Source organism: Amphritea sp. (genome assembly GCF_048266285.1).
GTDB lineage: Bacteria > Pseudomonadota > Gammaproteobacteria > Pseudomonadales > Balneatricaceae > Amphritea.
On record NZ_JBLWZV010000001.1, the window covers coordinates 685,748 to 708,730 of the forward strand.

The window sequence follows — 22,983 nt, forward strand, 5'->3', positions numbered from 1 at the left end:
AGACAGATTATTTATCACACAGTTCCACCGGTACCCATTTAGTGAGGCACCATCACGCTACTACGTTTTAGCGATCGGCGTATGCGCGATTAAGGTTTCCAAGTGCTGATCCGTAATACCCGTGATCAGTAGATCGGCGACCGTAACAAGTCGGGATAGATCATGCAGCTCATTGATCCAGCGCGCTGGAATGGCGCTATAACCCCAAAATGCGCCAGCAATTTGCCCATAAATGGCGCCAATGGTATCGGCATCATCACCCAGATTAACCGCCAATTTGGCCCCTTCCTCAAAACTTGAAGCATGGTAAAAGGCCCATAACGCAGCTTCTAGCGATGTCACCACATAGCCACTCGATTCTACTTGCGACTCGGTCAGCTGGTTATAGGAACCTTGGGCAACATGATTCACTTCAACATCAAGGGTATCGGCAAAGTATTCCGTGACAGCTTCGGGAGACAGCACCTGAGCTTTATCGGTACTTTTAAGGGCACGCAGCAACAGAAAGGTAAACACTCGATTAGCATCGATACAGCGGGGTTCGGTATGGGTTAGTGCAGCATTGTCGGCGGCAGCATCAATTGCTTGGTCTAGACTCGCATGGTATTTCATTGCCACTGGAGCCAAACGCATTAGTGCGCCATTGCCGGCACTGTCGGTATCATCCGGGTGTACACCGCTGTGTAAGGCAATACCACTTTGCTCGTACCGCTGAATGGCTTTACGTGTTTGATGGCCGATATCAAAACAATGGCCAGTGCTCGACATATACCCCTCACGATACCAACGTTGATAGCGACGCATCTGGTCATCAGGGTCATGGGTATTACATTGGATTAAGCTCGCCCCAGAACACAGCGCCATCGAGGTATCATCGGTCCAGTAGCCCGCGTCAAGATTGTGTGGCCCTCCCGCGCGATAGTCGTCCACTGGTTTGAACGACCCGCGTGGCATAAATTCGACCGCGGCCCCTAAGGCATCACCGACCGCTAATCCGACCAACATGCCTCTTAACTTATCTAAAGTGGGCATAGATATCTCCTTGTATGGTGATCGTTTTGATCATGCCTCTTATCTTACCTTTATTTCCTAGCGGTATCGCTTGCCTTGGTGTTCTAACCAGCCATGAGCATGCCGACCGCCGGGGTCATGATGGGTCCAGTGAACCACACCGCCCCGATTGTTCCACTCATATTCACCGTAAAAGCTAACCTGGTCACCCTTTTGCAGTCCGTTTATTCGCGGCGCTAAATCAATATTATGCGCCACCAGCACCGTAATGCCTGATGGCAATCTGAGAATAAACCGCTGGTGCTGACTGCCTTGGCGATCGTCCGGTAGTACTTGGCTGACAATGCCGCTGCCGTGCACCTGGAGGTTGCTTTGCTGGTTGCGATAAGCCTGCAGAATAAGGCTGTCGTTATCGCTAAGTTGACTAGTGGCAGGTGCCGTGTCATCCGGCATAGATCGGTAAATAAGTACGAGCAGTAGCGCGACAATAATCACCGCGATAAGTTTGAGCGGGGTAACAATGTTGATTGATTTATGTGGGCCCTGACGGCGTCGAGGCTTTTTGCTCAGCTTGTGTGGTTGTTGGGTAAGCCCTTCAATACGGACATCGGCGGCACGAAACCGCCCTTGGTTATCTCGCATCGGTTGAAAGTGAACCCTATCGCCAACATGAGGTGAGCGAGGAATATGACCAAAATCGCGGATGTGAACAAACAGATCAGGCCCATCTTGACGCTTAATAAAGCCATAACCTCGGTCATCTTTCCAGACCACTAACGTCCCTGTCTGGTGCTGCATAAGGGGCATTCCCTCGGTTGTATGGCTTAATAATTAGCGTGTGATCGGGATCTGCATATGGAAGGTCGATCCCACTTCTGGATCAGAGGTTACCGCCATATGGCCCTGATGCTGTTCAGTGATAATGTAGTATGAGAACGACAGATGTTCGCCGGTATCAAAGTCTTCAGCGGGCTGGCTGTTACTGAAGAACGGTTCAAACAGACTCATCTGTTCTTCGCTGGTCAGGCCGATGCCATTATGCTGAATTTTAATCCACATATTGTCATAGCTTTCTGACAAAATGATTTTGATGGTTGGCTCAAACCCATCGGTACCGACCTTCTTCTGCAAGGCGGCACAGGCATGCCGGAACAGACTGAGAAAGACTTGCTGCAGTTCGGTGATATAACAAGGCACCTGTGGCAGCCCCTTCTCGACCTGCCATTCGAGTTTGACCTGATTAAACATCAGTCCATCCGATACCGAGATCACCTCTTTACCGAGGTTGACCGTATGTTCCATCACATCGACGATATCCGCCATCTGTTTTTCGCTATTGCGATTGCGGGCAAAGGTCAGCAAGTTATGAATGATCTTCGCAACTTGATCGCCTTTATCTGACATATCGCTGTAGATCGACTCGAGCAGCGCGGTTTTGTCACCAACCCGCTGGCTATCCGCCATAATATTTTTAAACCGCTTGAGGTCCATTAGAATGGCCTGCAAAGGGATATTAATATCGTGAGCCATGGACGATGCGAGTTCGCCCATAAACGACATTTTGTCATTGTGAATCAGCAGGTTTTCAGCGGTGGTTTCTTTTGAGACATCATCCACCAGAATTACCACACCCGGCTCAGGTCCCTGCAGCGGATAGATGGTAATATCAAAGTGCGACAGGCTGCGCAGACTTTGTTTCAGATGGATGATTTTATTTTGTTCAATGGCCTGCTGAATATGTTCAGGCACAATAGTCATGGTGGGATAGGCTTCCCACAGGGTTTTACCCAGTGCTTTTTCCGATGGTACACCGGAGAGTTCTTCGACCCGTCGGTTCCATTGGGTCACCTGCCCGTCTTTATTCAAACCCACCAGCATTAGCGGCATTGAGGTCAAAATATCTTTGACGTACAGCTCTGAGGTGCGTAACTGATTTGAGGTGATCACATGCTGGGCCACTTCTGACTCCAGCAACTGGTTACTCTGGATCAGTTTGGCATTAGATTCTTCGACTGCCGCGGTGCGTTCTTGAACCCGCTGCTCCAACTCATTTTTAATGGTGGTCAATTCACGGTTAGCTCGATGCGCCCGGCGGCTATAAATCAACAGGTATATCGCGGTGATCGAGAGAATGATAATAAGTGTGCCGCTACTGAAATTCGCGAGGTGTTGCCACTTGGTTCTACCGTTTTCATCTTTAAACCAATCGACGGCAGCGGTAGCCCATGGGCTTTGTATGCAGAGTGCGAGTACCAAAAATGCGTATTTAATCATATGAGTGTATTAACTAATTCCGGATGAATAACAAAAAACGGTGTTGCTGTTCGGTTGTGGCGGTCTTTTTCAGAGCGGTGCCGAAGCCAATCACTGTAACCTATCGTTCGTCTTGCCTGAAGTCATTAGAGTGGTTTGCTAAGCTTAGTTTCAATTTAGCCCTATTCTATAGGAATTGACGCCCATTTCGCTATTTTTATAGCGGCTTTTCACACCGCGCATCACCCTTACATGGATGGCACTTTCTAAGCTTCTAGCCAGCTATTGATTAAATACTCTACCTAAGGTCGCACTGCCGACTACCGGTTAGACGACAAAACCATTGGCAGTTCGGGTGCAATATTAGTCTGCTCAAGGTAAATGTGAGGTTAAAATAGTGACAAATACACCATCTTAAATATTAAACTAAGACATTAATATAATATTTTAATATACTGATTTAATTATCTAAAAACATCCGTTCAAACTGTTTAATATTTTGCTGAATGTAATCTAAAAAAGCCTGCATCGCAGGGGTTGGATGCTTCGCTTGGGGGTGTACAACACAGAAACTTCGTCGTAGCGGAAAGCCTTCAATATTCGCGACTTTTAAGTTTCCGAGTTGTAACTCAGAAAGGATACTGAGCTTCGGCAGTACAGCGACCCCTAACCCTGCAATCACCGCATGCTTAACCGCATCATTGGAGCCGATTTCCATGCTCGGCGCAAACCGTAAGCGATGTTCTTGACAGTGTTGTTCGAGGGCTAAGCGGCTCCCCGAGCCGGGTTCACGCACCAGTAAAAAGCTATCCAGAAATTGCTGCGCCATAATGCTCGGCTGTTGCAATAACGGATGGCCATCCGGTACCACCGGCACCAACTCATTATCTAAGAATGGCAGTGATGCCAACGGCCTATCGAGGGGGACCATCCCCATAATCACCAGATCGTCGTTGTTTTCGTTGAGCCCTTGCAACGCTGTCGCGCGGTTGACCACCTTAATGCGTACGCTGACATGGGGGTGAAGGTCGAGAAACGCCCGCAACAGGTAGGGCACCATATATTGGGCCGTATTAACCGCGACTAGCTTTAACTCCCCCGCTACATTGCCCTTCAACGCGCCAAGATCGGCTTGCAGATCGGCTAATTCAATAAAAATATGGTTGATACTCTCCGATAATCGCTCACCTGCGGCGGTACAAAACAAACGCCGGCCAACATATTCAAACAAAGGCTGGTCAACCGCCTGTTCGAGTTGGCGCATCTGACTACTCACCGCCGGTTGAGTCAGGCCTAGCAGTTCTCCGGCCTTACTATAACTTTGCAGCTGATAAACCGCCTTAAACACCTGTAACTGACGAAATGTCAGTCGTGCAGCCATATTTTTGATCGACAGTGGCACGCGATTGTCCCTCATTTCGCTTATCTATAAGCAATACCTTATAGATAAACTAAGAAATATCAATTTCTACTTATCAAAGAATGCCACTAGGATCGATTTATATTCTTACGGCAAACAGCCTAGACAGGAGAGCTTCATGATTAACAAAGTACTGATTGCCAACCGGGGAGAGATCGCGGTCCGCATTATCCGCGCTTGCGCCGAAACCGGCATCCGTTCTGTGGCGATCTATACCGAGCCGGATCGTTATGCCTTACATGTAAAGCGTGCCGATGAAGCCTATTCATTGGGTGAAGACCCTTTGGCCGGCTACCTCGACCCGCAATGCATCGTTAACCTCGCACTCGAAACCGGCTGCGATGCTATTCATCCAGGATATGGCTTTCTTTCAGAGAATGCCGAATTTGCCCGCCTGTGTGAACAGCAAAACATCGCTTTCATCGGGCCAAAATCCAGTGTTATCCATAATATGGGCGATAAAACCCAGGCCCGTGATTCGATGCGCGCGGCGGGTGTCCCCATCACTCCGGGGTCGGAGGGTAACTTAGCCGATGTTGAGGAAGCCTTAAAACTGGCGGACGAAATCAGCTATCCCATCATGATAAAAGCGACCTCTGGCGGCGGTGGCCGTGGTATTCGCCGCTGTGATACACCGCAAGAGCTTAAACTGCAATACCCGCGCGTGATCTCTGAGGCCACCAAGGCCTTTGGCTCAGCGGAAGTCTTTATGGAAAAATGCATCGTCGATCCACGCCATATCGAAGTACAAATTCTGGCTGATAGCCAGGGTAATGTGATCCACCTCTATGAACGGGATTGTTCGATTCAGCGACGCAATCAAAAACTGATCGAGATCGCCCCTAGCCCACAGCTAACCCCGGAGCAGCGCCAGTATATCGGTAGTTTGGCGGTCAAAGCAGCCGCAGCGGTTGGCTATGAAAACGCCGGCACGGTGGAGTTCCTGCTAACCGGAAATCAGGTGTATTTCATGGAGATGAATACCCGGGTGCAGGTGGAACATACCATTACCGAACAGATTACCGGCGTGGATATTGTGCGTGAACAGCTGCGTATCGCATCGGGACTACCGTTGAGCTACCGCCAAGAAGATATTAGCTATCGTGGTTATGCGCTGCAGTTTCGTATTAACGCCGAAGATCCGAAAAATGACTTTCTACCCAGCTTTGGTCGCATCTCTCACTACTATGCGCCGGGCGGTCCTGGCGTTCGGGTCGATACGGCGATCTATACCGGTTATGAAATTCCGCCCTACTACGATTCCATGTGCTTGAAGCTGGTGGTTTGGGCGCTGACCTGGGAAGAAGTCGTCGCACGGGGTCAACGGGCACTGGATGATATGCGTCTGCATGGCATTAAAACCACGGCTAATTATTATCAGCAGATTTTGCAGCATCCCGATTTTCAGGCGGCCAATTTCAATACCAGCTTTGTGCCGAACCATCCCGAGCTGCTGAGTTATTCCGATAAGCGCCACCCTAGCCAAATGGCCTTAGCCGTAGCGGCGGCGATTGCCGCTTACGCCGGCTGGTAAGCCGCTCAATCGATTAATGCCCGCGCTTAACATTAAGGCATCACTGCCGCGCGGCTATAAACAGATGAATGACAGCCAACTGCCGAAGCGGTTGCAGGAGAAACTATTGTGAACCAAGTCAATAAAATTGAAGTTACCGATGTCGTTTTACGTGATGGTCATCAGTCACTGATCGCTACTCGGATGCGCACCGAAGATATGCTGCCCATCTGTGAGAAGTTGGATCAGGTCGGCTACTGGTCACTGGAAGCTTGGGGCGGTGCAACCTTTGATGCCTGCGTCCGGTTTTTAAAAGAAGATCCATGGGAGCGCCTGCGTCAACTGCGCGCTGCCCTACCCAATACCCGCCTACAGATGCTGTTGAGAGGGCAAAACCTGCTGGGCTATCGCCATTATGCCGATGATGTGGTCGAAGCCTTTGTCGCTAAAGCCGCGCAAAACGGCATCGATGTGTTCCGCGTCTTCGATGCCCTGAACGATATTCGCAACCTTGAAACCGCTATGAAAGCAGTGAAGAAAGCCGGCAAACATGCACAGGGCACTATCTGCTATACCACCAGCCCAGTACACACGCCCGAGCTGTTTGTGAAACAGGCATTGGCAATGCGTGATATGGGTGCGGATTCAATCGCGATTAAAGATATGGCGGGCTTGCTTACCCCTTATGGCACCTATGATCTCGTCAGCGCTTTGAAAGCCGAGCTGGATTTACCTATTGTCGTCCATAGCCACTCAACGGCGGGCCTTGCTCCACTGTGCCAATTAAAAGCCATTGAAGCCGGTGCCGACCGTATTGATACGGCGATCTCCTCATTTGCCAGCGGCACCAGCCATCCGGCTACAGAAACCCAAGTGGCAGCGTTGAAAGGCACTCAGTATGACACCGGGCTTGATTTAGCACTGCTGACGGAAATTGCTGATTATTTCCGCGAAGTACGGAAAAAGTATCATCAATTTGAAAGTGAGTTCACCCGCGAAGATGTTTCGGTGCAGATCAATCAGGTGCCCGGCGGCATGATGTCTAACCTAGCGAATCAGTTAAAAGAACAGAATGCACTGGATAAAATTCGTGATGTTTTTGCCGAAATCCCACGCGTGCGTAAAGACCTTGGCTACCCACCGCTGGTCACACCCACTTCGCAGATTGTCGGCACCCAAGCGGTCTATAACGTCCTTGCCGGCGAACGCTACAAAACCATCACCAATGAGGTGAAACGTTATCTGCAAGGGGGTTATGGCGCGGCGCCAGCTGAGGTCGATAGCGAACTGCAAAAACGCGCCATCGGTAATGAAAGTGTTGATGTGGGCCGCCCTGCAGATCTGCTTAGCCCTGAACTGAATAACCTGCGGGCAGAGATCGGTGATCTGGCCCAGTCAGAAGAAGATGTACTGACCTTTGCTATGTTCCCGGATCTAGGCCGTGAATTCTTACAACAACGGGCGGCGGGGACACTCAAGCCAGAAGAACTGCTCCCGATTGATGCCGCTAATGGTATTAAACTCGGCCAAGCTAGCGCCTCTGAATTTAAGATTGAGGTACATGGTGAAGCCTATGATATTGCGGTCACCGGTGTGGGTGAGTTCGGTAGCGGCAAACGCAAAATCTATATGTCATTAGATGGTGTGCCTGAAGAGGTCATCTTTGAGCCGCAAAACGAATATATTGCCGAAGGCGGTCAGGCACGTAAGAAAGCCAGCGAACCGGGTCATGTTACTACGGCGATGCCGGGCAATATCTTCGAGGTATTGGTGAAAGAAGGCGATGTAGTCACCGCAGGCCAACCCATCTTGGTCGCCGAAGCGATGAAAATGGAGATGGAGATCCATGCCAATGTTGCTGGCACCGTGAAGGCGATCTACGTCGCTAAAGGTGATCGAGTGATCCCTGGCGAAGTATTGGCTGAAATCGAGTAATCTAATCCAACTTTATTCATGATTATTTCCCGGTTATGGCTGTCCAGCTTGTCCATAACCGGGTATTTTTAATCCTGACTATTTAATGGCCGACGTAGAGAAAACGACCGTGGAAAAAATAATAAAAGGCGTGCTTAATTTTCGCCAGCATGTTTATCCGGAACACAAAGATCTGTTTGGGACGCTAGCCGATGGGCAGAGTCCTGAAATCTTATTTGCCACTTGTTCCGATTCACGCATAGACCCTAACCTCCTGACTGGCACCTCGCCGGGTGATCTATTCATCTGCCGTAATGCCGGTAATATCATTCCACCCCACAGTAACGAAACCGGTGGCATGACCGCTTCTATCGAATACGCGGTGGCGGTTTTAGGGGTGCGTCATATTATTATCTGTGGCCATACCGATTGCGGTGCCATCAAGGGCGCACTGGATCTCAATGCACTACGAGGGCTGCCCCATGTGAAAGAGTGGCTAGGACACTGCCGTTCGGCGATGGAAATTGTCCGTGAACGCCATGATATTCCCCATGAGGAGGCGGTCGGCGTTGAGCATCTTAATGAAGCGATAGAGGAAAACGTATTGCAGCAGGTACAGCACATACGTACCCACCCGGCGGTTGCCGCGAAATTGGCCACCGATAAACTAGAGGTGCATGGCTGGATTTACGATATAAAAAGCGGCTCTATTCGCTGCTGCAAACATAATGACTCAGCCTTTGAGGACTTTGATGTGCTATATGCCGATCTCATTGCACAGGTAGATCAATAACCGTTTGCCGCAACTAAACTGCGGAAGCCGGCCTATTGCTAGGCTGGCTTCCCTCACCCTTACTCCTTTTTCTTCTCTTAACTCTTGTTAACTTAACTCAAGTGCAGTTTAAAGAAGGCCAAGGTTCGCTGCCAAGCCAGTTCAGCGCTTTTCTCATCATAACGGCCCGTCGAGTCATTATGAAACCCATGATTAACATTCGGGTAGATAAACGCACTATAGTCGACTTTCGCGGCGATCAGTGATGCTTCAAATTCTGGCCAATAACCATTCACCCGCTTATCCAGCCCCGCAAAGTGCAACTGTAGTGGTGCTTTGATATTGCCGATGGGCCCTTGCGGTGGGGTTCCGTAGTAAGGCACGGCGGCATCTATACTCTCCGGCAACATTGCCGCTAACTGGTTGGTCAGATAACCACCAAAACAAAAGCCAACCACGCCGAGTTTATCGGTAGTCAGTTCATGCTGCGTTAGCATTTGGGCGGCGGCCGCGAAATCTGCTTCTATTTTGCTGCGCTCCAGGGTTTTCTGCATCGCCCGCCCCTCGTCATCATTTCCCGGATAACCACCGAGGGAATATAACGCATCAGGAGCAAAGGCCACATAGCCCGCTTTGGCTAAGCGCCGAGCCACATCTTCAATATAGGGGTTTAAACCTCGGTTTTCATGGGCGACCAAAATGGCCGGGGCGGGATTTTCAGCACTGACGCCGGTAGGCACAACAAGATAGCCGCGTCCGGTGCCATACCCCTCGGGGGCATCAAACTCGACATAGCTGGCCTTGATATCCGCATCATTGAACGATACCTGTTCAGCCTGCGCATAATTAGGCATTAAGGCACTCGACACCACGCTCAGACTAAGTCCGATAGCCCCTAATGTCGCCAAGCGCTTAAGAAAGGTACGTCGGTCGATATCACCATGGGCATATTCGTCATACCAATCGAAAGCTTCCTGAGGGATAGCGATGGCTGACGGCCTATTCTTATCGTAATTCGAGTGCATACGGACTCCTCATTCTGATGCCCGGTGTTGGGCCGTTAAGTTAATATAACCTATGTTACGGTTATCATGTAAAAACTTATGAGTTTGGACGTTATTGGTGGTACACATTTCGTGCAAAGCGCAGTAAAGTTGCCTTCATTTTTGATCCACTTAAATCCTAAATCGGCACGCTATGAATTACATGAAACTGCAGGCAGCGTTCTTTCGGCTGCGTAACAATCGGGCTTTTGAGCTCTTTGTTGTCTCAATTATTCTCTTTTCTGCCCTCGTTATTGGCGCTAAAACCTACGATATTCCTGCCGATGTGCTGACGCTGATCGGCTGGATGGATACCGCCATCACGCTGTTCTTTCTGTTAGAGGTTTCGATTCGCTTTATAGGGGAGCCGGAGAAAAAACGTTTCTTCTTAAACGGCTGGAACACCTTCGATACCTTAATCGTGGTTATCAGCCTGATTCCGGTTGAGGATAGCGAAATGGCCCTGATTGGCCGTTTGATTCGTATCTTTAGAGTGTTGCGGATGGTTTCTATCATCCCGGAGCTTCGCCTGCTGCTGAACTCATTAATTAAAGCTCTGCCGCAACTAGGCTATGTGATCCTACTGATGTTCATCATCTTCTATATCTATGCGGCTGTGGGGGCGTCTTTCTTTGGCGAGATCAACGAGGTGCTTTGGGGGGATATCAGTATTGCTATGCTCACCCTGTTCCGGGTGATGACCTTTGAGGATTGGACCGATGTGATGTATGAAACGATGGGCGTCTATCCCTTTAGCTGGATCTTCTATCTAAGTTTTATCTTTCTAACCACCTTCGCCTTTTTGAATATGGTAATCGGCATCGTTGTGAGTGTGATGGAGGGCGAACACGCCCAAGAAGCCCGGGAACAAGCGCTGACCGATGGCACGCCAACGATCGAATCACTGCATCTTGAAATTAGAGAACTAAAAGAGCTGATCAAGGCAAAGCTATAGTCCTTTCCTGACAACAATTGCATCCAAATATTATGCCAATTAAAGCTGCACTAAAGCGTTAAATCAGCCCCGTTTTAGTGCAGTTTCTCTGCTCGTTTTATCCGTCATCATTAAACCGATATTTATCTATAAAATCCGACATTTATAGTCGATTTTTTATCGCTAAAGAGGATAATTATCGCCTGTCTAATTAAGGTGTCTGACAATGATTAAGCTGTTTCAGCCGGTGCTCTATGTATGCGGAATATTGGCATGGATTATGGCGGTATTGATGCTTATCCCGGCGGGATATGGGGCCATCTATGATGACCCAGAATACATCCCCTTTCTTGCCTCTGCCGGGCTGAGCATCTTACTAGGCTTCACCCTGATAATTATCTTCAAACCATCACGCTTTACCCTTACCTCACGACAACTATATCTGCTAACCAGTTGTAGCTGGATGCTACTCTCCTTTCTTGGCGCGCTGCCCTTAATGCTCTGCCATCACCCATTGTCACTCTCTGATGCGGTATTTGAATCGGTTTCGGGTATTACCACGACCGGCTCCACGGTTATCAGTGGCTTGCAGGACCTGCCGCGAAGCTTGCTACTATGGCGGTCATTACTGCAATGGATTGGCGGGCTAGGTGTTATCGGTATGGCGGTAACCATTTTGCCCTTTTTACGGATCGGTGGGATGCGCCTATTCCAGACAGAATCATCCGACTGGGCCGATAAATCACTGCCCCGTTTTCATGAACTAGCCAGAACATTGCTGCTCAGCTATCTATTGCTCACCTTACTCTGCGCCTGCAGTTACTGGCTCGTGGGGATGACAGTGTTTGATGCGATCAACCATGCCTTCACCACGGTATCCACCGGCGGTTATGCCACCAATGATCAGTCCATGGGGCGGTTTGGTGCCACGGTACTCTGGGTATCGGTATTCTTTATGCTATTAGGCAGCCTGCCGTTTACCCTGTTTATCCGCTTCTTGCTGCGCCCCTCACTCAAAAGTCTCGCGGACCAGCAGGTAAAGGGCTTTCTAATGATCGTTGTTGCACTGGTGATTATTTTGACAAGCCAGTTAATGCTGACCGGCGATATGCCGTTCTTCGCCGCACTGACCCATACCGCCTTTAATGTCACCTCAGTGATTACGACCACCGGCTATGCTTCGTCGGACTACACCCTCTGGGGGCAGTTTAGTATTGCGCTGTTTTTTATTGTCACCTTTATCGGAGGTTGTTCCGGTTCCACTGCCGGTGGTATGAAGATCTTTCGCTTTCAACTGGCTTTTTTGTTTCTCCGAGATCAGTTTCGCAAACTGGTTCACCCCCGCGGAGTCTTTGCCATTCACTACAATGGCAAGTTAGTACACGATGATATTATCGTTTCCGCGATAGCCTTCTCCTTTATGTTTTTTTTGACCTTAGCTGTGACCACTTTATTGCTGACCGCCATCGGCGTTGATTTCGTCACCAGCTTCACCGGCGCCGCAACAGCGTTGACCAATGTCGGTCCAGGTTTAGGCGATATCATCGGCCCCTCAGGAAGCTTTGCGCCCCTGCCAGATTTGGCCAAATGGATACTTTCGTTTACTATGATTCTCGGGCGTTTGGAACTGCTCACGGTTGTGGTTATATTCTCTCCGGTTTTCTGGCGTGGCTGATGCAATAGCCTGCCTAAAACTGGAAAAATGAAGCTTTGAAATACGAAATAACAAACCGCAAAGAAACCTCAGAGCACCACCCAGCGGGCTTGGTTGATACGATTCTTAGTGGCCGTTACTCATCAGTAATAGCAAGCCAAGAGCAGTGTTATTGCCCAGCCATTTAATCTATAGATAATCAATACAAAACAAAAGGTTATGAATTATTTCTCATAAGATAGATTGATTTTTAATAGTTTTAATTTATCGAGGTTTTTACCGTTTTTCAAGCTTAGGCGAGTTTGAAAAGACGACCAAACCAATCTTTGAGCACGCCCCAAATTCGACGCCTGAATTCTCTTCAAGTCCTCTTGATCAGCGCTCTTTTTAAGGCCCTTTGCTAAGCCTTTTTGTGAGTCTATACCTAAATTTCGCATCGAAATTCATCGCCTGATGCAGGCAAATAAAGCCTCTGAGTTCATTAGCCCATCCTACTTTTTTGACGGCTTTGGCCTTTTTTGCCGTCGGCCACTCCATTAGCGAGAGGTGTATCGATCGATTAAGGTCAGGCAATAGATATAAAAAATAATACACAATATGTATTTTGTATCATATTAAATCTTGATGTGTTTCTCTTTACTCAGGCGGTCTTCAGTTTTACTATACTGGTTATATATACAGTACATATAACATTAAAGGGTTGCATCACTTATGCAGATTTCATTTTTGGGCCATAGTCGATGCCCAAGCACGCTGATTAAAGTGCCGCTGTTTATGAGCCGCGTGATGGCGGGCTTCCCCTCGCCGGCTCAAGATTATATAGAGCGCACATTAGATCTGAACGAGCTTTGCATTGAGCACCCCGCCGCCACTTATTTTGTTCGCGCCGAAGGTGACTCTATGGAGGGGGTCGGAATCTTCTCCCGCGATGTGCTGGTGGTCGATCGTTCACTCAAAGCGGCCAATGGTGATATTGTCATCGCCTGTGTTGATGGCGAGTTTACAGTTAAAGAGCTATCGACCCGCCCAACCCTGCAGTTACTGGCACATAATCCAGCCTATACTCCCATTGAGTTTGGCCCAGAGAGCACGCTGGAGCTGTTTGGCGTTGTCACCACGGTGATTCACTCTGTGCGTCAACGGGGCTAATCGATGTTTGCGCTGGTGGACTGCAATAATTTTTATGCCAGTTGTGAGCGACTGTTTCGGCCTGACTTAGCGGGTCGCCCTATCGTGGTGCTATCCAACAATGATGGCTGTATCGTCGCCCGCAGTGCTGAGGCGAAGCGCTTAGGCATCAAGATGGCCGTGCCGTTGTATCAGGTTCAGGAGCAGATAGACCGGGAGAATATCGCGGTATTTTCATCTAATTATGCACTGTATGGCGATATTTCCGCCCGAGTGATGACCGTGCTTGAGCAGCAGGCACCGGCCATTGAAGTTTATTCCATCGATGAGGCCTTTCTTGATCTAAGCGGCCTCGAGACTCACTTTTCATTAGCCGAATATGGGCAACAGCTTAAGCAGCGGGTTTATCAGCATACCGGCATTCATGTGTCCGTCGGTATCGCCCCCACGAAAACTCTGGCAAAACTCGCTAATCATGCCGCTAAACAGTATGCCGCGACGCAGGGGGTGGTTGATCTAACCGACTCCTTGCGTCAGCGTCGATTGCTGGCTCTGGTGCCAGTGCAGGAGGTTTGGGGAGTGGGTCGTCGACTCACACGACGACTAGAGCAGCAGGGTATCCGTTCAGCGCAGGCATTAGCAGACTGTGATCTGGCTTGGATTCGTCGTCATTATTCGATCACCTTAGAACGCACGGTACGTGAACTGAATGGTCAGCCCTGCATGGCATTAGAAGAGTGCCCACCACCTCGCCAACAAATTCTCTGCAGTCGCTCATTTGCTCGACGCATTACCACCCTGCCATCGATGCGTTCAGCCATCGCCCAATATTGCTGTCGGGCGGCAGAAAAGCTTCGCCAGCAGTCGGCATTGGCTCGCGTGGTGACGGTTTTTATCCGCACCAACCCCCATGCACCTCAAGAGGCTTTTTATAGCAATAGTGCCAGCCGTATGCTCCATGTTCCCAGCGATGATTCCCGACAGCTGAATGCCGTAGCACAATCATTATTACAAGCACTCTGGAAACCCAATTGTCGCTATATGAAAGCGGGCATTATGCTGTCCGATCTATACTCACCGGGTCACTTTCAGCCATCACTATTTGAAGCCCCCGCATCACCCGCCGCAATGCGACTCATGCAAGCGGTCGACCAGATCAATCAGAGTGGTCGCGGTCAGGTGCGCTTTGCTTCAGAGATGTTAACCAGCGGCTGGCAGATGCAGCGTAATCGTCTCTCGCCAGCCTATACCACCCGCTGGGATCAACTACCCATCGTCAAAGCCTAACAACAATTGTCGACAATTTTAGTTTTCTATCTATTTCTTATATAACAATAAACTAATTAAAATTATTAATGTAATCTATAGGATTTTTAAGCATTGGGTCGGTGCTAGCCACTGAATAAAACCCATGAGAAACGGCGGCCAAATAACCGTTTTTTGAGCCCTCGCCCTTTCCGACCGATTAGCCAGAAAAACGAGACGATAGACTCTGATTATACGGGGAATAATAGCGATAGATAGGCATACAGAAAGGCCGTTGAAGCGGTTATTATTGGGTTTAATTTAACATCAAAGCCAGCCATTCAATCAGCCTCTATCTCGATCTGGAATTTGGCTTTTAAAGATGCTTAGCCGAGAGAGAAAGAAGGTTTAAAACGAGTGCCTGGCCGCTATTGATTCCGCTGGATATGGGCTAACTGCCAAGGTGATTTACAATAAAAAAACGCCGAATAAACGGCGCTTAATTATTCATTAAACTGTTTAAATTATACAATTATTTAGGGAAGCGAATGATCGCATTACCCTCCTCCCAGCGAGGATATTTTTTCATGACCGACAAAAACAGCGGTGATGTTAAATGGTAATCCAACCAGCGCTGTAGGCCAGGATAAGGCGCGCTATAAAACCAAGTACGATCAACATGAGCAAACTGACGGATAAAAGGAAAGATCGCGATATCCGCAAGACAGCAATGTTCACCGGTCAGAAACGCCGATTGCTGCAGCTGCTGTTCTAGGCGGCCCAGTGTGACTTCGCACTGTTGGCGATAATAGTCTTGAGAATGACCGGGATAGCGCTCAAAGTACTTGTAGCGATCGAGGTGCTGCTTAAAAACAGCATCGTTCTCCTGAATCAGCCCTTCGCTCTGCCACAATTGATCCGGGTCATCGGCACACAGCCAGTTATGTGGATCACTCTGGCGCAGCGCCCAGCGCATGATATCGCGGCTTTCGTCGATCACCCTGTCAGGCAGCACTAACACCGGCACGGTGGCCTTAGGGGAAGCTTGCAACATGGCGGCGGGTTTATCTTTTAGCACCACCTCTCGCAGCGCCACGGATTGACCACTGCTGGCAATCGCCAGTCGAGCGCGTATCGCATAGGGGCAGCGGCGGAAGGAGTAAAGTATCGGTGGTTGAGTCGTCATCGCGCTAGTGTACCCCAGATTATAAAAACCGCCGCATTATACGTTAATTACATCTACGTCATTACATCAGCCGCGTTAAGAAGGTGGTCGCCTTAGAGGTCTGAATACCGTTACCATTGAAGACAAACTCCACGGCAGCGTTCTGTGCACCACGGTGACTGCCGCAGATACGGAACGGCAACCAAACCGAATTACTCTCTCTTAGGTCGATCTCGGCTGGACCATGCAACTGATACTGTTCATGTTGAGCCAGAGAGATTTTAACCAGCGTCTGCTCCTTAGCAAAGCCCTCCACCTTTACTCGATAAAGATTACACACGGTGTCCTGATCAAGTTGTGTTACCAGATTAGTCCGATCGCGGCGGATCTCAACGAGCAACCCTTTCGTCTCGGTAAAACCATAGGCGACCACGCCAAAGGCACAGAGCATTATCGCCGCATAACCGGCCAGTCGGGCGCGTAAAAAGGGAGACGATTGACCGACCAACTGTTGCTCTGAGGCAAAGCGAATCAGTCCACGGGGTCGTTGCAGCTTATCCATCACCGTATCACAGGCATCGATACAGGCCGCACAGTCGATGCAAGCCGCCTGCAGGCCATCACGGATATCAATACCGGTGGGACACACCTGCACGCAGATACCACAATCGACACAGTCACCGCTATTATCACGGCTAGCTCGATGATTCGCCCGCGGCTCTCCCCGGTGAGCATCGTAACTGACAGTCAATGTGTCCCGGTCAAACATAACACTCTGAAAACGGGCATAAGGACAGGCATGCAGGCAGATTTTTTCCCGCACAAGGCCCGCATTGGCGTAGGTTAAAGCCGCCATAATCGCCAACCAGCCGAACATGGGTAGCGACATCTGCAACTGCAAGGCATCCGTGGCAATCTCTCGAATAGGCACGAAATAACCGGTAAAGGTCGCCGCTGTCAGCAACGACAGCAGTATCCACAGCAGATGCTTAGTGATTCGGCGCAATAGCCGCACACCTCTTAATGGCTGCCCTTCCGTTTTAGCTCGGTTGTTGGCCCGTCCTTCCGTCAGCGTTTCAATACGGATAAACAACCAGGTCCAGATGCTTTGTGGGCAGGCAAAACCGCACCAGATACGCCCCCATGCCACCGCCATAAAGAACAGCAAGGTCGACCCCGCAATCATCACACCCGCCAATAAAGGCAGATCATGCCAAGATAGCGCGCTGCCAAACAGAGTGATCTTGCGTTGTTCAAAGGAGAAAAACAGAATCGGCTGGCCATCAACCTGAACCCAAACTAAGCCAAAAAATAGGGCTATCAATGGCCAGGTGGTTAAACGTCTTAGGTTTTGAAAGCGCCCTTCGGTAAGGCGCACATGAAACTTGCCATCTTTAGCAAATGGTGTGACGGAGGCCGCGATAGGTTCTTGCCGTAGAGGAATTTTTTGCATGCGGTTGATCTACTCAATTTTTGATGCACGTAGATTAGGGCTGCAATAACGATAGGAGCAGGCATAAAAAAAAGATATATAATAGGCACAGTTGAACCTAATATAGACACGCCATGGCATCAGACTATTTATATCAGCAACTCGAAAGCTAGCTATTCGAAGGCATTCAAGCACAGCGCTGGCGTACCGGCGAGCGGCTTCCCTCCATTCGGGAACTGTGTAAACAGCACAGCTTATCGAAAGCCACGGTACAGCACGCTTTGCAACGGCTAGAAGCCCAAGGGCTCCTCGAAGCCCGTCCCAAAGCAGGCTATATTGCGAGTTTTTACCGTCCACACTCGAAGAAAGAAGCAAAGCCATAGCAAGTCAAAGATGCACGAATTTTTTCAAACAATTAGGAGCAGAGCCATGAGTAATTCAATGCTATATCAGGGCTATGCTGCACGAATAGAATTCAGCTCTGAAGATGAGTGCTTTATCGGCCATATTGCAGGCATAAAAGACATCATCGGCTTTCATTGTGAAACGGCTTCTAAGCTAAAAACGGCATTCGAAGAAGCCGTTAGTGATTACCTCGAAACATGTCATGCCGTCGGGAAAGCACCTCAAAAGCCTTCTTGATGATGGCGGTTGTGCCCTATTTTTTCGAGCAAGTCGCGAAGTGATGTTCGGACAAGCGACGAAGTCGCATCGAACGACGAGCAACGAATAAAGAAGAAAGGCCGATGCTCAACGCATCAGCCCTTTCCGTTTAATCATCCGTTATCACCCAGCGGGCAAACGCTGATCAGGCGAAATACTTCTCCTCTGCCTCTTGGCGGCGAATAAAGCCGTCAGTGAGCTGATACAGCGGGCCTTGGTCTTGATGCTGTTTAACGATGGCGGCAAAGTGATCTAGCCCGAGGGTATCGATATAACGTAGCGGCCCACCACGGAAACGTGGAAAACCAAGCCCCAGAATCAAGCCCATATCCACCTCTGCCGGCGTTTCGACAATACCATCTTCGAGGCAGCGCACCGCTTCTGTACATAACGGAATCATCAACCGGTCGATAATTTCTTGATCGGTCACTTCCACCTTGTCGGTGACCTCAGCGGCGATCAATTCCATCACCGGGCCTGACGCCTCTTTATAACGTCGACCACTGTCATCAACGCCATATTGATAGAAACCTTTACCATTTTTCTGCCCTAAGCAATCATCCGCCAGCAGTAATTCCATAATCACGCTGCCGTCATGGCACATACGCTCAGGAAAACCTTGCTGCATCACAGCATCGGCGTGCACCATGGTATCAATGCCGATCACATCGGCCAGATAAGCAGGCCCCATCGGCCAGCCAAACTGCTCCATCACTTTATCGATACGACGGAAATCAACACCCTGCTTCAACAGACGGTTAAAGCCATTGTAATAGGGAAACAAAATCCGGTTGACCAAAAATCCGGGGCAATCATTCACGACAATCGGCGTTTTGCCCATCGATGTGGCATAGGCAACGGTGGTCGCAATCGTCGCATCATTGGTTTTGCTACCACGAATCACTTCAACCAATGGCATCTGATGTACCGGGTTAAAAAAGTGCATGCCGCAGAACTGTTCGGGGCGTTGAACACTCTCAGCCAGCAGATCAATAGAAATAGTTGAGGTATTCGATGCCAGCACCGTGTGCTCGGGTACATACAGTTCAACATCGGCCAACACCGCAGCTTTCACCTTAGGGTTTTCAACCACGGCCTCAACCACCAGATCAGCACCGTTGAAACGCGTATAATCCAGTGTTGGGGTGATAGCATCCAGCACCTTAGTTTTACCGGCATCATCCAAACGGCCCTTTTCTAATTGCTTATCGAGCAATTGAGTGGCGGTGTTGATGCCTAGGGTTAGCGCCTCATCATTGATATCTTTCATGATGATCGGCGTGCCAGTGGAGGCCGATTGGTAGGCAACACCCCCGCCCATAATACCGGCACCCAAGACCGCGCTCTGAGCCACGGGACGTGCTTGTTTAACCCAAGTATTCGCCTGCTTTTTAAGCTGAGTCGTGTTGAGGAACAATCTTACTAGGCTCTGGGTGGCATCGCTTTTGGCGAGCGCAACAAAACAACCGGTTTCGACCTTCAGGGCCGCCTCAAATGGCAGACTCACATGCTGGCTGATCGCATCAATAATCATCTCGGCGGCGGGGGAACCCGGACGCAGATCTCGACTAAAATGCTGTTTCAACTGAGCAAGATCGAGTGTTTCAGTACGCTCGTCTATCTTGCGCGCACTGTTACTGGTGTAACAGACGTCACCACTGACCGCCTGCTGCAGAAACGCCAACGCCGCGGCTTGTAGCTCATCTGCCGCGACCACCTGATCCACGGCACCGGCGGCGAGCGCTTTAGCCGCAGCTTGTGGGCGTCCGCGAACGGCCCACTCTAATGCGTCGGTGGCACCGATCAAGCGACTCAAACGTACCGTGCCGCCCCACCCTGGACACAGGCCAAGATTAACCTCGGGGAAACCGATCTTGGCGTTATCCGCGATCACACGGAAATCTGCCGACAGCGCCAATTCAAAACCCCCGCCGAGCGCCAAACCATTAATGGCGGCGACTGTCGGATAAGGCAGATTTTCCAGTTCACAGAACAACTGATTAGTACGCCCAACCCACGTGGCCAGCTGCTCTTCCGACAAGTTAAAGTTTTCAACGAACTCAGTAATATCGGCACCGACCACAAAAGCAGGCTTGGCACTACGAATGAGCAACCCTTTAACATCGGAGGCATCGCGCAGGATAACGACCGCTTCGGCGAGTTCGGTAAGGGTATGTTGGTTCAGTTTATTAACGGAAGAACTTTGCAGATCCAGTGTTAGCTCAACCAACCCGGCATCCAGTTTATTTAGGCACAACGCCTGACCTTGATACATGGTGAAACCTCGACTCTTTAAATGGCGACAGCAGTGATGCGCACTTCTGAGCATCCTTAACAGGATACGAAAACCGGCCGCAGCAGTAAGACAACAGGAAAACAGAGAGCCCGCCATTCAATGCGAATGGCGGGATGTAGATTAGACGCGCTCGAACAGTGCGGCAATACCTTGCCCGCCACCGATACAGAGACTAACGATCGCGTAGCGACCTTTAATGCGGTTTAGTTCGTACAGTGCTTTGATCGTAACCACTGCACCGGTAGCACCGATTGGGTGACCTAACGAAATACCGCTACCATTTGGGTTTAAACGGTCGCGGGGCAGGTCTAGTTCTTGAGCGACCGCCAGTGCCTGAGCCGCAAAAGCTTCGTTGACTTCATACACATCGATATCGTTAGCCGACAGATGGTTACGATCGAAGATCTGTTGAATCGCTGCAACAGGACCGATACCCATTAGCTTAGGATCAACACCTACCACCGAGTAATCCACCAGTCGAGCCATGATCTGGCGACCTTCGGCTTCGGCTTTATCACGCTCCATCATGACCACCGCGCCGGCGGCATCGTTCAAACCGGAAGCGTTGCCGGCGGTAACCGTGCCATCTTTCTTAAACACGGGGCGCAGTTTTTTCATATCGTCGAGGGTGCAGTTCATCCGCACATGCTCATCGGTATCGAATAACTCTACACCCTTACGGGTTTTCAGTTCGACCGGCATGATCTGTTCTTTAAAATAGCCCTGCTCGATCGCATACTGCGCACGATTGTGGCTCAGTACCGCCAACTCATCTTGCTGCTCACGGGTGATGTTAAACTTCTCGGCAACGTTTTCAGCCGTCACACCCATATGAATATGGTTAAACGGACAATGCAGTGCGGCGACCATTGGATCGACCATCTGACCGTCCCCCATACGCTGACCAAAACGTGCCGTTGGCAGATGGTAAGGGGCGCGGCTCATTGATTCAGCACCGCCCGCAACCACGGTATCGCAAACACCCAGTTCGATCTGCTGGGCAGCGCTGATGATGGCCTGCAAGCCACTACCGCACAAACGGTTAAGCGTTAACGACGGTGTTTCTTCGGACAAACCACCTTTGATGGCCGCAACCCGGCCCATGTACATATCGGCAGGCTCTGAATGGATCACATTACCGAATACACTTTGTTCAACGGATTCCGGTGCAATACCTGCGCGTTTAACTGCTTCGGCGACGAGGGCGCCGGCAAGCTCGGTCGGTTTGTGCCCTTTTAAGCTACCACCATAACCACCAATGGCTGTACGTACACCGCTTACCACTACCACTTCACGTTTTTTCATTGCTTTCTCTCTTGTTATCGTGAGCCACGCATAAACTCGGTGACTGTCTTGTTTTAATGCTGTTCGCTACGTTGACGACCACTCTTCGCGCCCTATGCTCAGAGTTGTCTTTACGACGCCATTCACGATGACAGCAGCTAATGAACTTCATTCTCCATCGAATAGTCCGGTGGGACAATGATCAAAAAAGCTTATTAATTGATATAAACGGCCAGCTAAAGGAAAACCAACCGCTATCAAGGTTAGTATAAAAAACCTTATATCGTGCGGGGTTAGCACTATAACGGCGACAAATCAGGCTAATATCTGCCATTGTCACTCAGATGACGATAAAACAGCGGTCATCATAACAACCACGATAATATAAATTATTACCTTATCGGACAGATGGTGAAATTAGCCCAGTCATAAAAGTTTAGTCACAAAAACTGCCCTACTCACTATAGCAAAGACAAAAAAGGGAGCTTAAAGCCCCCTCATATAGTGAGCATCCGCTTAAACCTAAGTTCAAGCCTCTGCCCTTAGCATTACCTTCGACCTTTAGCCTTTAGACCTGATCCTTAAATTTGAGTACGGATCACTTTCTTATTGATCTTGCCGACGCTGGTTTTAGGAATATCGCTAACGACTTTAATATCCTGCGGCACGGCCCATTTATTAATATGACCGCTGTCGACATATTGCTGTAGGTGTTGCTGAATCGCTGCACCATTAAGCTCTTCTCCCGCCTTCGGCACCACTAAGGCATAAGGACGCTCGCCCCATTTTTCATCAGGCACACCGACAACGGCAACCTCAGATACGGCGGGATATTGACTGATCAGGTTTTCCAGCTCCAATGATGAGATCCACTCACCCCCGGTTTTGATCACATCTTTAATGCGGTCTTTGATCTGGATAACGTAATCTTTGTCGATAGAAGCCACATCACCAGTATGCAACCAACCATTTTCCCAAAGCTCTTCCCCTTTGGCTGCCTCTTTATAATAGCCTTGGGTCAACCATGGTGAACGCACCACAATCTCGCCCACCGCATCGCCGTCATGAGCGACATCGTTACCTTCAGGATCAACAATTTTGAGATCCACCAAGCCGATTGGCACACCGGCTTTAATACGCAGTGGTATCTGCTCACTGAGTTGTAGTTCACGTTCAGAGGGTTTGAGGAAAATGGCACTCACCAGTGGACAGGTTTCGGACATACCATAAGCCGTGAACAGCAGGATGCCTTGATC

General features: G+C 49.6%; 19 protein-coding genes. 9 read left to right on the forward strand and 10 right to left on the reverse strand.

Features of this window, described 5'->3' with window-relative positions:
- Positions 1 to 60: 60 nt before the first annotated feature.
- From ACN0T0_RS03285 to ACN0T0_RS03300, 4 genes are all read right to left on the reverse strand, one after another.
- A complete protein-coding gene (locus tag ACN0T0_RS03285) occupies positions 61 to 1,032 on the reverse strand; it encodes an ADP-ribosylglycohydrolase family protein (RefSeq protein ID WP_417223242.1) in 972 nt (323 codons plus the stop codon).
- Between the two features lie 57 nt (positions 1,033 to 1,089).
- The gene (locus ACN0T0_RS03290; RefSeq protein WP_417223245.1) at positions 1,090 to 1,809 is read right to left on the reverse strand and encodes a DUF3465 domain-containing protein; all 720 of its coding nucleotides are present in this window, start codon (positions 1,807 to 1,809) and stop codon (positions 1,090 to 1,092) included.
- Positions 1,810 to 1,842: 33 nt separating this feature from the next.
- Positions 1,843 to 3,285, reverse strand: coding sequence for a two-component system sensor histidine kinase NtrB (locus ACN0T0_RS03295; protein ID WP_417223247.1), 1,443 nt, complete (start codon positions 3,283 to 3,285; stop codon positions 1,843 to 1,845).
- Positions 3,286 to 3,724: 439 nt separating this feature from the next.
- Positions 3,725 to 4,681 carry a LysR family transcriptional regulator gene (locus ACN0T0_RS03300; RefSeq protein WP_417223248.1) on the reverse strand — a complete coding sequence of 319 codons (957 nt, stop codon included), beginning with the start codon at positions 4,679 to 4,681 and terminating at the stop codon, positions 3,725 to 3,727.
- Between the two features lie 121 nt (positions 4,682 to 4,802).
- Here ACN0T0_RS03300 and ACN0T0_RS03305 point away from each other — a divergent pair, with 121 nt between their 5' ends.
- The 3 genes from ACN0T0_RS03305 to ACN0T0_RS03315 all read left to right on the forward strand — a co-directional run bounded on the left by ACN0T0_RS03305 (position 4,803) and on the right by ACN0T0_RS03315 (position 8,904).
- Positions 4,803 to 6,218: an acetyl-CoA carboxylase biotin carboxylase subunit gene (locus ACN0T0_RS03305; protein WP_417223250.1), complete on the forward strand. Its 1,416-nt coding sequence runs from the start codon at positions 4,803 to 4,805 to the stop codon at positions 6,216 to 6,218.
- 108 nt (positions 6,219 to 6,326) lie between these two features.
- A complete protein-coding gene (gene oadA / locus ACN0T0_RS03310; RefSeq protein ID WP_417223253.1) occupies positions 6,327 to 8,132 on the forward strand; it encodes a sodium-extruding oxaloacetate decarboxylase subunit alpha in 1,806 nt (601 codons plus the stop codon).
- Positions 8,133 to 8,241: 109 nt separating this feature from the next.
- Positions 8,242 to 8,904: a carbonic anhydrase gene (locus tag ACN0T0_RS03315; protein ID WP_417223256.1), complete on the forward strand. Its 663-nt coding sequence runs from the start codon at positions 8,242 to 8,244 to the stop codon at positions 8,902 to 8,904.
- 92 nt (positions 8,905 to 8,996) lie between these two features.
- Here ACN0T0_RS03315 and ACN0T0_RS03320 read toward each other — a convergent pair whose 3' ends face one another.
- Positions 8,997 to 9,908: a dienelactone hydrolase family protein gene (locus ACN0T0_RS03320; RefSeq protein ID WP_417223259.1), complete on the reverse strand. Its 912-nt coding sequence runs from the start codon at positions 9,906 to 9,908 to the stop codon at positions 8,997 to 8,999.
- Positions 9,909 to 10,080: 172 nt separating this feature from the next.
- Here ACN0T0_RS03320 and ACN0T0_RS03325 point away from each other — a divergent pair, with 172 nt between their 5' ends.
- From ACN0T0_RS03325 to umuC, 4 genes are all read left to right on the forward strand, one after another.
- Entirely contained in the window at positions 10,081 to 10,881 is an 801-nt protein-coding gene (locus ACN0T0_RS03325; protein WP_417223262.1) for an ion transporter, read from the forward strand.
- Positions 10,882 to 11,086: 205 nt separating this feature from the next.
- Positions 11,087 to 12,535, forward strand: coding sequence for a TrkH family potassium uptake protein (locus tag ACN0T0_RS03330; RefSeq protein WP_417223264.1), 1,449 nt, complete (start codon positions 11,087 to 11,089; stop codon positions 12,533 to 12,535).
- Between the two features lie 690 nt (positions 12,536 to 13,225).
- Positions 13,226 to 13,663, forward strand: coding sequence for a translesion error-prone DNA polymerase V autoproteolytic subunit (gene umuD, locus ACN0T0_RS03335; protein WP_417223267.1), 438 nt, complete (start codon positions 13,226 to 13,228; stop codon positions 13,661 to 13,663).
- A gap of 3 nt (positions 13,664 to 13,666) precedes the next feature.
- Positions 13,667 to 14,929 (forward strand): translesion error-prone DNA polymerase V subunit UmuC, encoded by a 1,263-nt coding sequence (gene umuC, locus ACN0T0_RS03340; RefSeq protein ID WP_417223270.1) that lies wholly within the window; start codon positions 13,667 to 13,669, stop codon positions 14,927 to 14,929.
- Between the two features lie 490 nt (positions 14,930 to 15,419).
- Here the strand turns inward: umuC and ACN0T0_RS03345 are convergent, their stop codons facing one another.
- Together ACN0T0_RS03345 and ccoG are read right to left on the reverse strand one after the other, a co-directional pair.
- Complete coding sequence (locus ACN0T0_RS03345; protein ID WP_417223273.1) at positions 15,420 to 16,073, reverse strand: glutathione S-transferase; 654 nt, start codon at positions 16,071 to 16,073, stop codon at positions 15,420 to 15,422.
- Between the two features lie 61 nt (positions 16,074 to 16,134).
- Entirely contained in the window at positions 16,135 to 17,505 is a 1,371-nt protein-coding gene (ccoG, locus tag ACN0T0_RS03350; RefSeq protein ID WP_417223275.1) for a cytochrome c oxidase accessory protein CcoG, read from the reverse strand.
- 164 nt (positions 17,506 to 17,669) lie between these two features.
- Between ccoG and ACN0T0_RS03355 the strand changes: the two genes are divergently transcribed.
- Positions 17,670 to 17,867: a GntR family transcriptional regulator gene (locus tag ACN0T0_RS03355; protein WP_417223391.1), complete on the forward strand. Its 198-nt coding sequence runs from the start codon at positions 17,670 to 17,672 to the stop codon at positions 17,865 to 17,867.
- Positions 17,868 to 17,913: 46 nt separating this feature from the next.
- The gene (locus tag ACN0T0_RS03360) at positions 17,914 to 18,126 is read left to right on the forward strand and encodes a type II toxin-antitoxin system HicB family antitoxin (protein WP_417223278.1); all 213 of its coding nucleotides are present in this window, start codon (positions 17,914 to 17,916) and stop codon (positions 18,124 to 18,126) included.
- A gap of 166 nt (positions 18,127 to 18,292) precedes the next feature.
- On the opposite strand, the gene fadB is transcribed toward ACN0T0_RS03360, so the two are convergent.
- The 3 genes from fadB to ACN0T0_RS03375 form a co-directional block, all read right to left on the reverse strand.
- Entirely contained in the window at positions 18,293 to 20,422 is a 2,130-nt protein-coding gene (gene fadB, locus ACN0T0_RS03365; protein WP_417223280.1) for a fatty acid oxidation complex subunit alpha FadB, read from the reverse strand.
- Between the two features lie 141 nt (positions 20,423 to 20,563).
- Positions 20,564 to 21,748 carry a beta-ketothiolase BktB gene (gene bktB, locus ACN0T0_RS03370; protein WP_417223282.1) on the reverse strand — a complete coding sequence of 395 codons (1,185 nt, stop codon included), beginning with the start codon at positions 21,746 to 21,748 and terminating at the stop codon, positions 20,564 to 20,566.
- Positions 21,749 to 22,308: 560 nt separating this feature from the next.
- Positions 22,309 to 22,983: AMP-binding enzyme (locus ACN0T0_RS03375; RefSeq protein ID WP_417223285.1), on the reverse strand; the 675-nt coding region annotated here is incomplete at its 5' end.

Bases quoted from the DNA above. Each gene is read 5' to 3' on its own strand.
- ACN0T0_RS03285 (WP_417223242.1), bottom strand. From the start codon at position 1,032: ATGCCCACTTTAGATAAGTTAAGAGGCATGTTGGTCGGATTAGCGGTC.
- ACN0T0_RS03290 (WP_417223245.1), bottom strand. From the start codon at position 1,809: ATGCAGCACCAGACAGGGACGTTAGTGGTCTGGAAAGATGACCGAGGT.
- ACN0T0_RS03295 (WP_417223247.1), bottom strand. From the start codon at position 3,285: ATGATTAAATACGCATTTTTGGTACTCGCACTCTGCATACAAAGCCCA.
- ACN0T0_RS03300 (WP_417223248.1), bottom strand. From the start codon at position 4,681: ATGAGGGACAATCGCGTGCCACTGTCGATCAAAAATATGGCTGCACGA.
- ACN0T0_RS03305 (WP_417223250.1), top strand. From the start codon at position 4,803: ATGATTAACAAAGTACTGATTGCCAACCGGGGAGAGATCGCGGTCCGC.
- ACN0T0_RS03320 (WP_417223259.1), bottom strand. From the start codon at position 9,908: ATGCACTCGAATTACGATAAGAATAGGCCGTCAGCCATCGCTATCCCT.
- ACN0T0_RS03325 (WP_417223262.1), top strand. From the start codon at position 10,081: ATGAATTACATGAAACTGCAGGCAGCGTTCTTTCGGCTGCGTAACAAT.
- ACN0T0_RS03330 (WP_417223264.1), top strand. From the start codon at position 11,087: ATGATTAAGCTGTTTCAGCCGGTGCTCTATGTATGCGGAATATTGGCA.
- umuD (WP_417223267.1), top strand. From the start codon at position 13,226: ATGCAGATTTCATTTTTGGGCCATAGTCGATGCCCAAGCACGCTGATT.
- umuC (WP_417223270.1), top strand. From the start codon at position 13,667: ATGTTTGCGCTGGTGGACTGCAATAATTTTTATGCCAGTTGTGAGCGA.
- ACN0T0_RS03345 (WP_417223273.1), bottom strand. From the start codon at position 16,073: ATGACGACTCAACCACCGATACTTTACTCCTTCCGCCGCTGCCCCTAT.
- ccoG (WP_417223275.1), bottom strand. From the start codon at position 17,505: ATGCAAAAAATTCCTCTACGGCAAGAACCTATCGCGGCCTCCGTCACA.
- ACN0T0_RS03360 (WP_417223278.1), top strand. From the start codon at position 17,914: ATGAGTAATTCAATGCTATATCAGGGCTATGCTGCACGAATAGAATTC.
- fadB (WP_417223280.1), bottom strand. From the start codon at position 20,422: ATGTATCAAGGTCAGGCGTTGTGCCTAAATAAACTGGATGCCGGGTTG.
- bktB (WP_417223282.1), bottom strand. From the start codon at position 21,748: ATGAAAAAACGTGAAGTGGTAGTGGTAAGCGGTGTACGTACAGCCATT.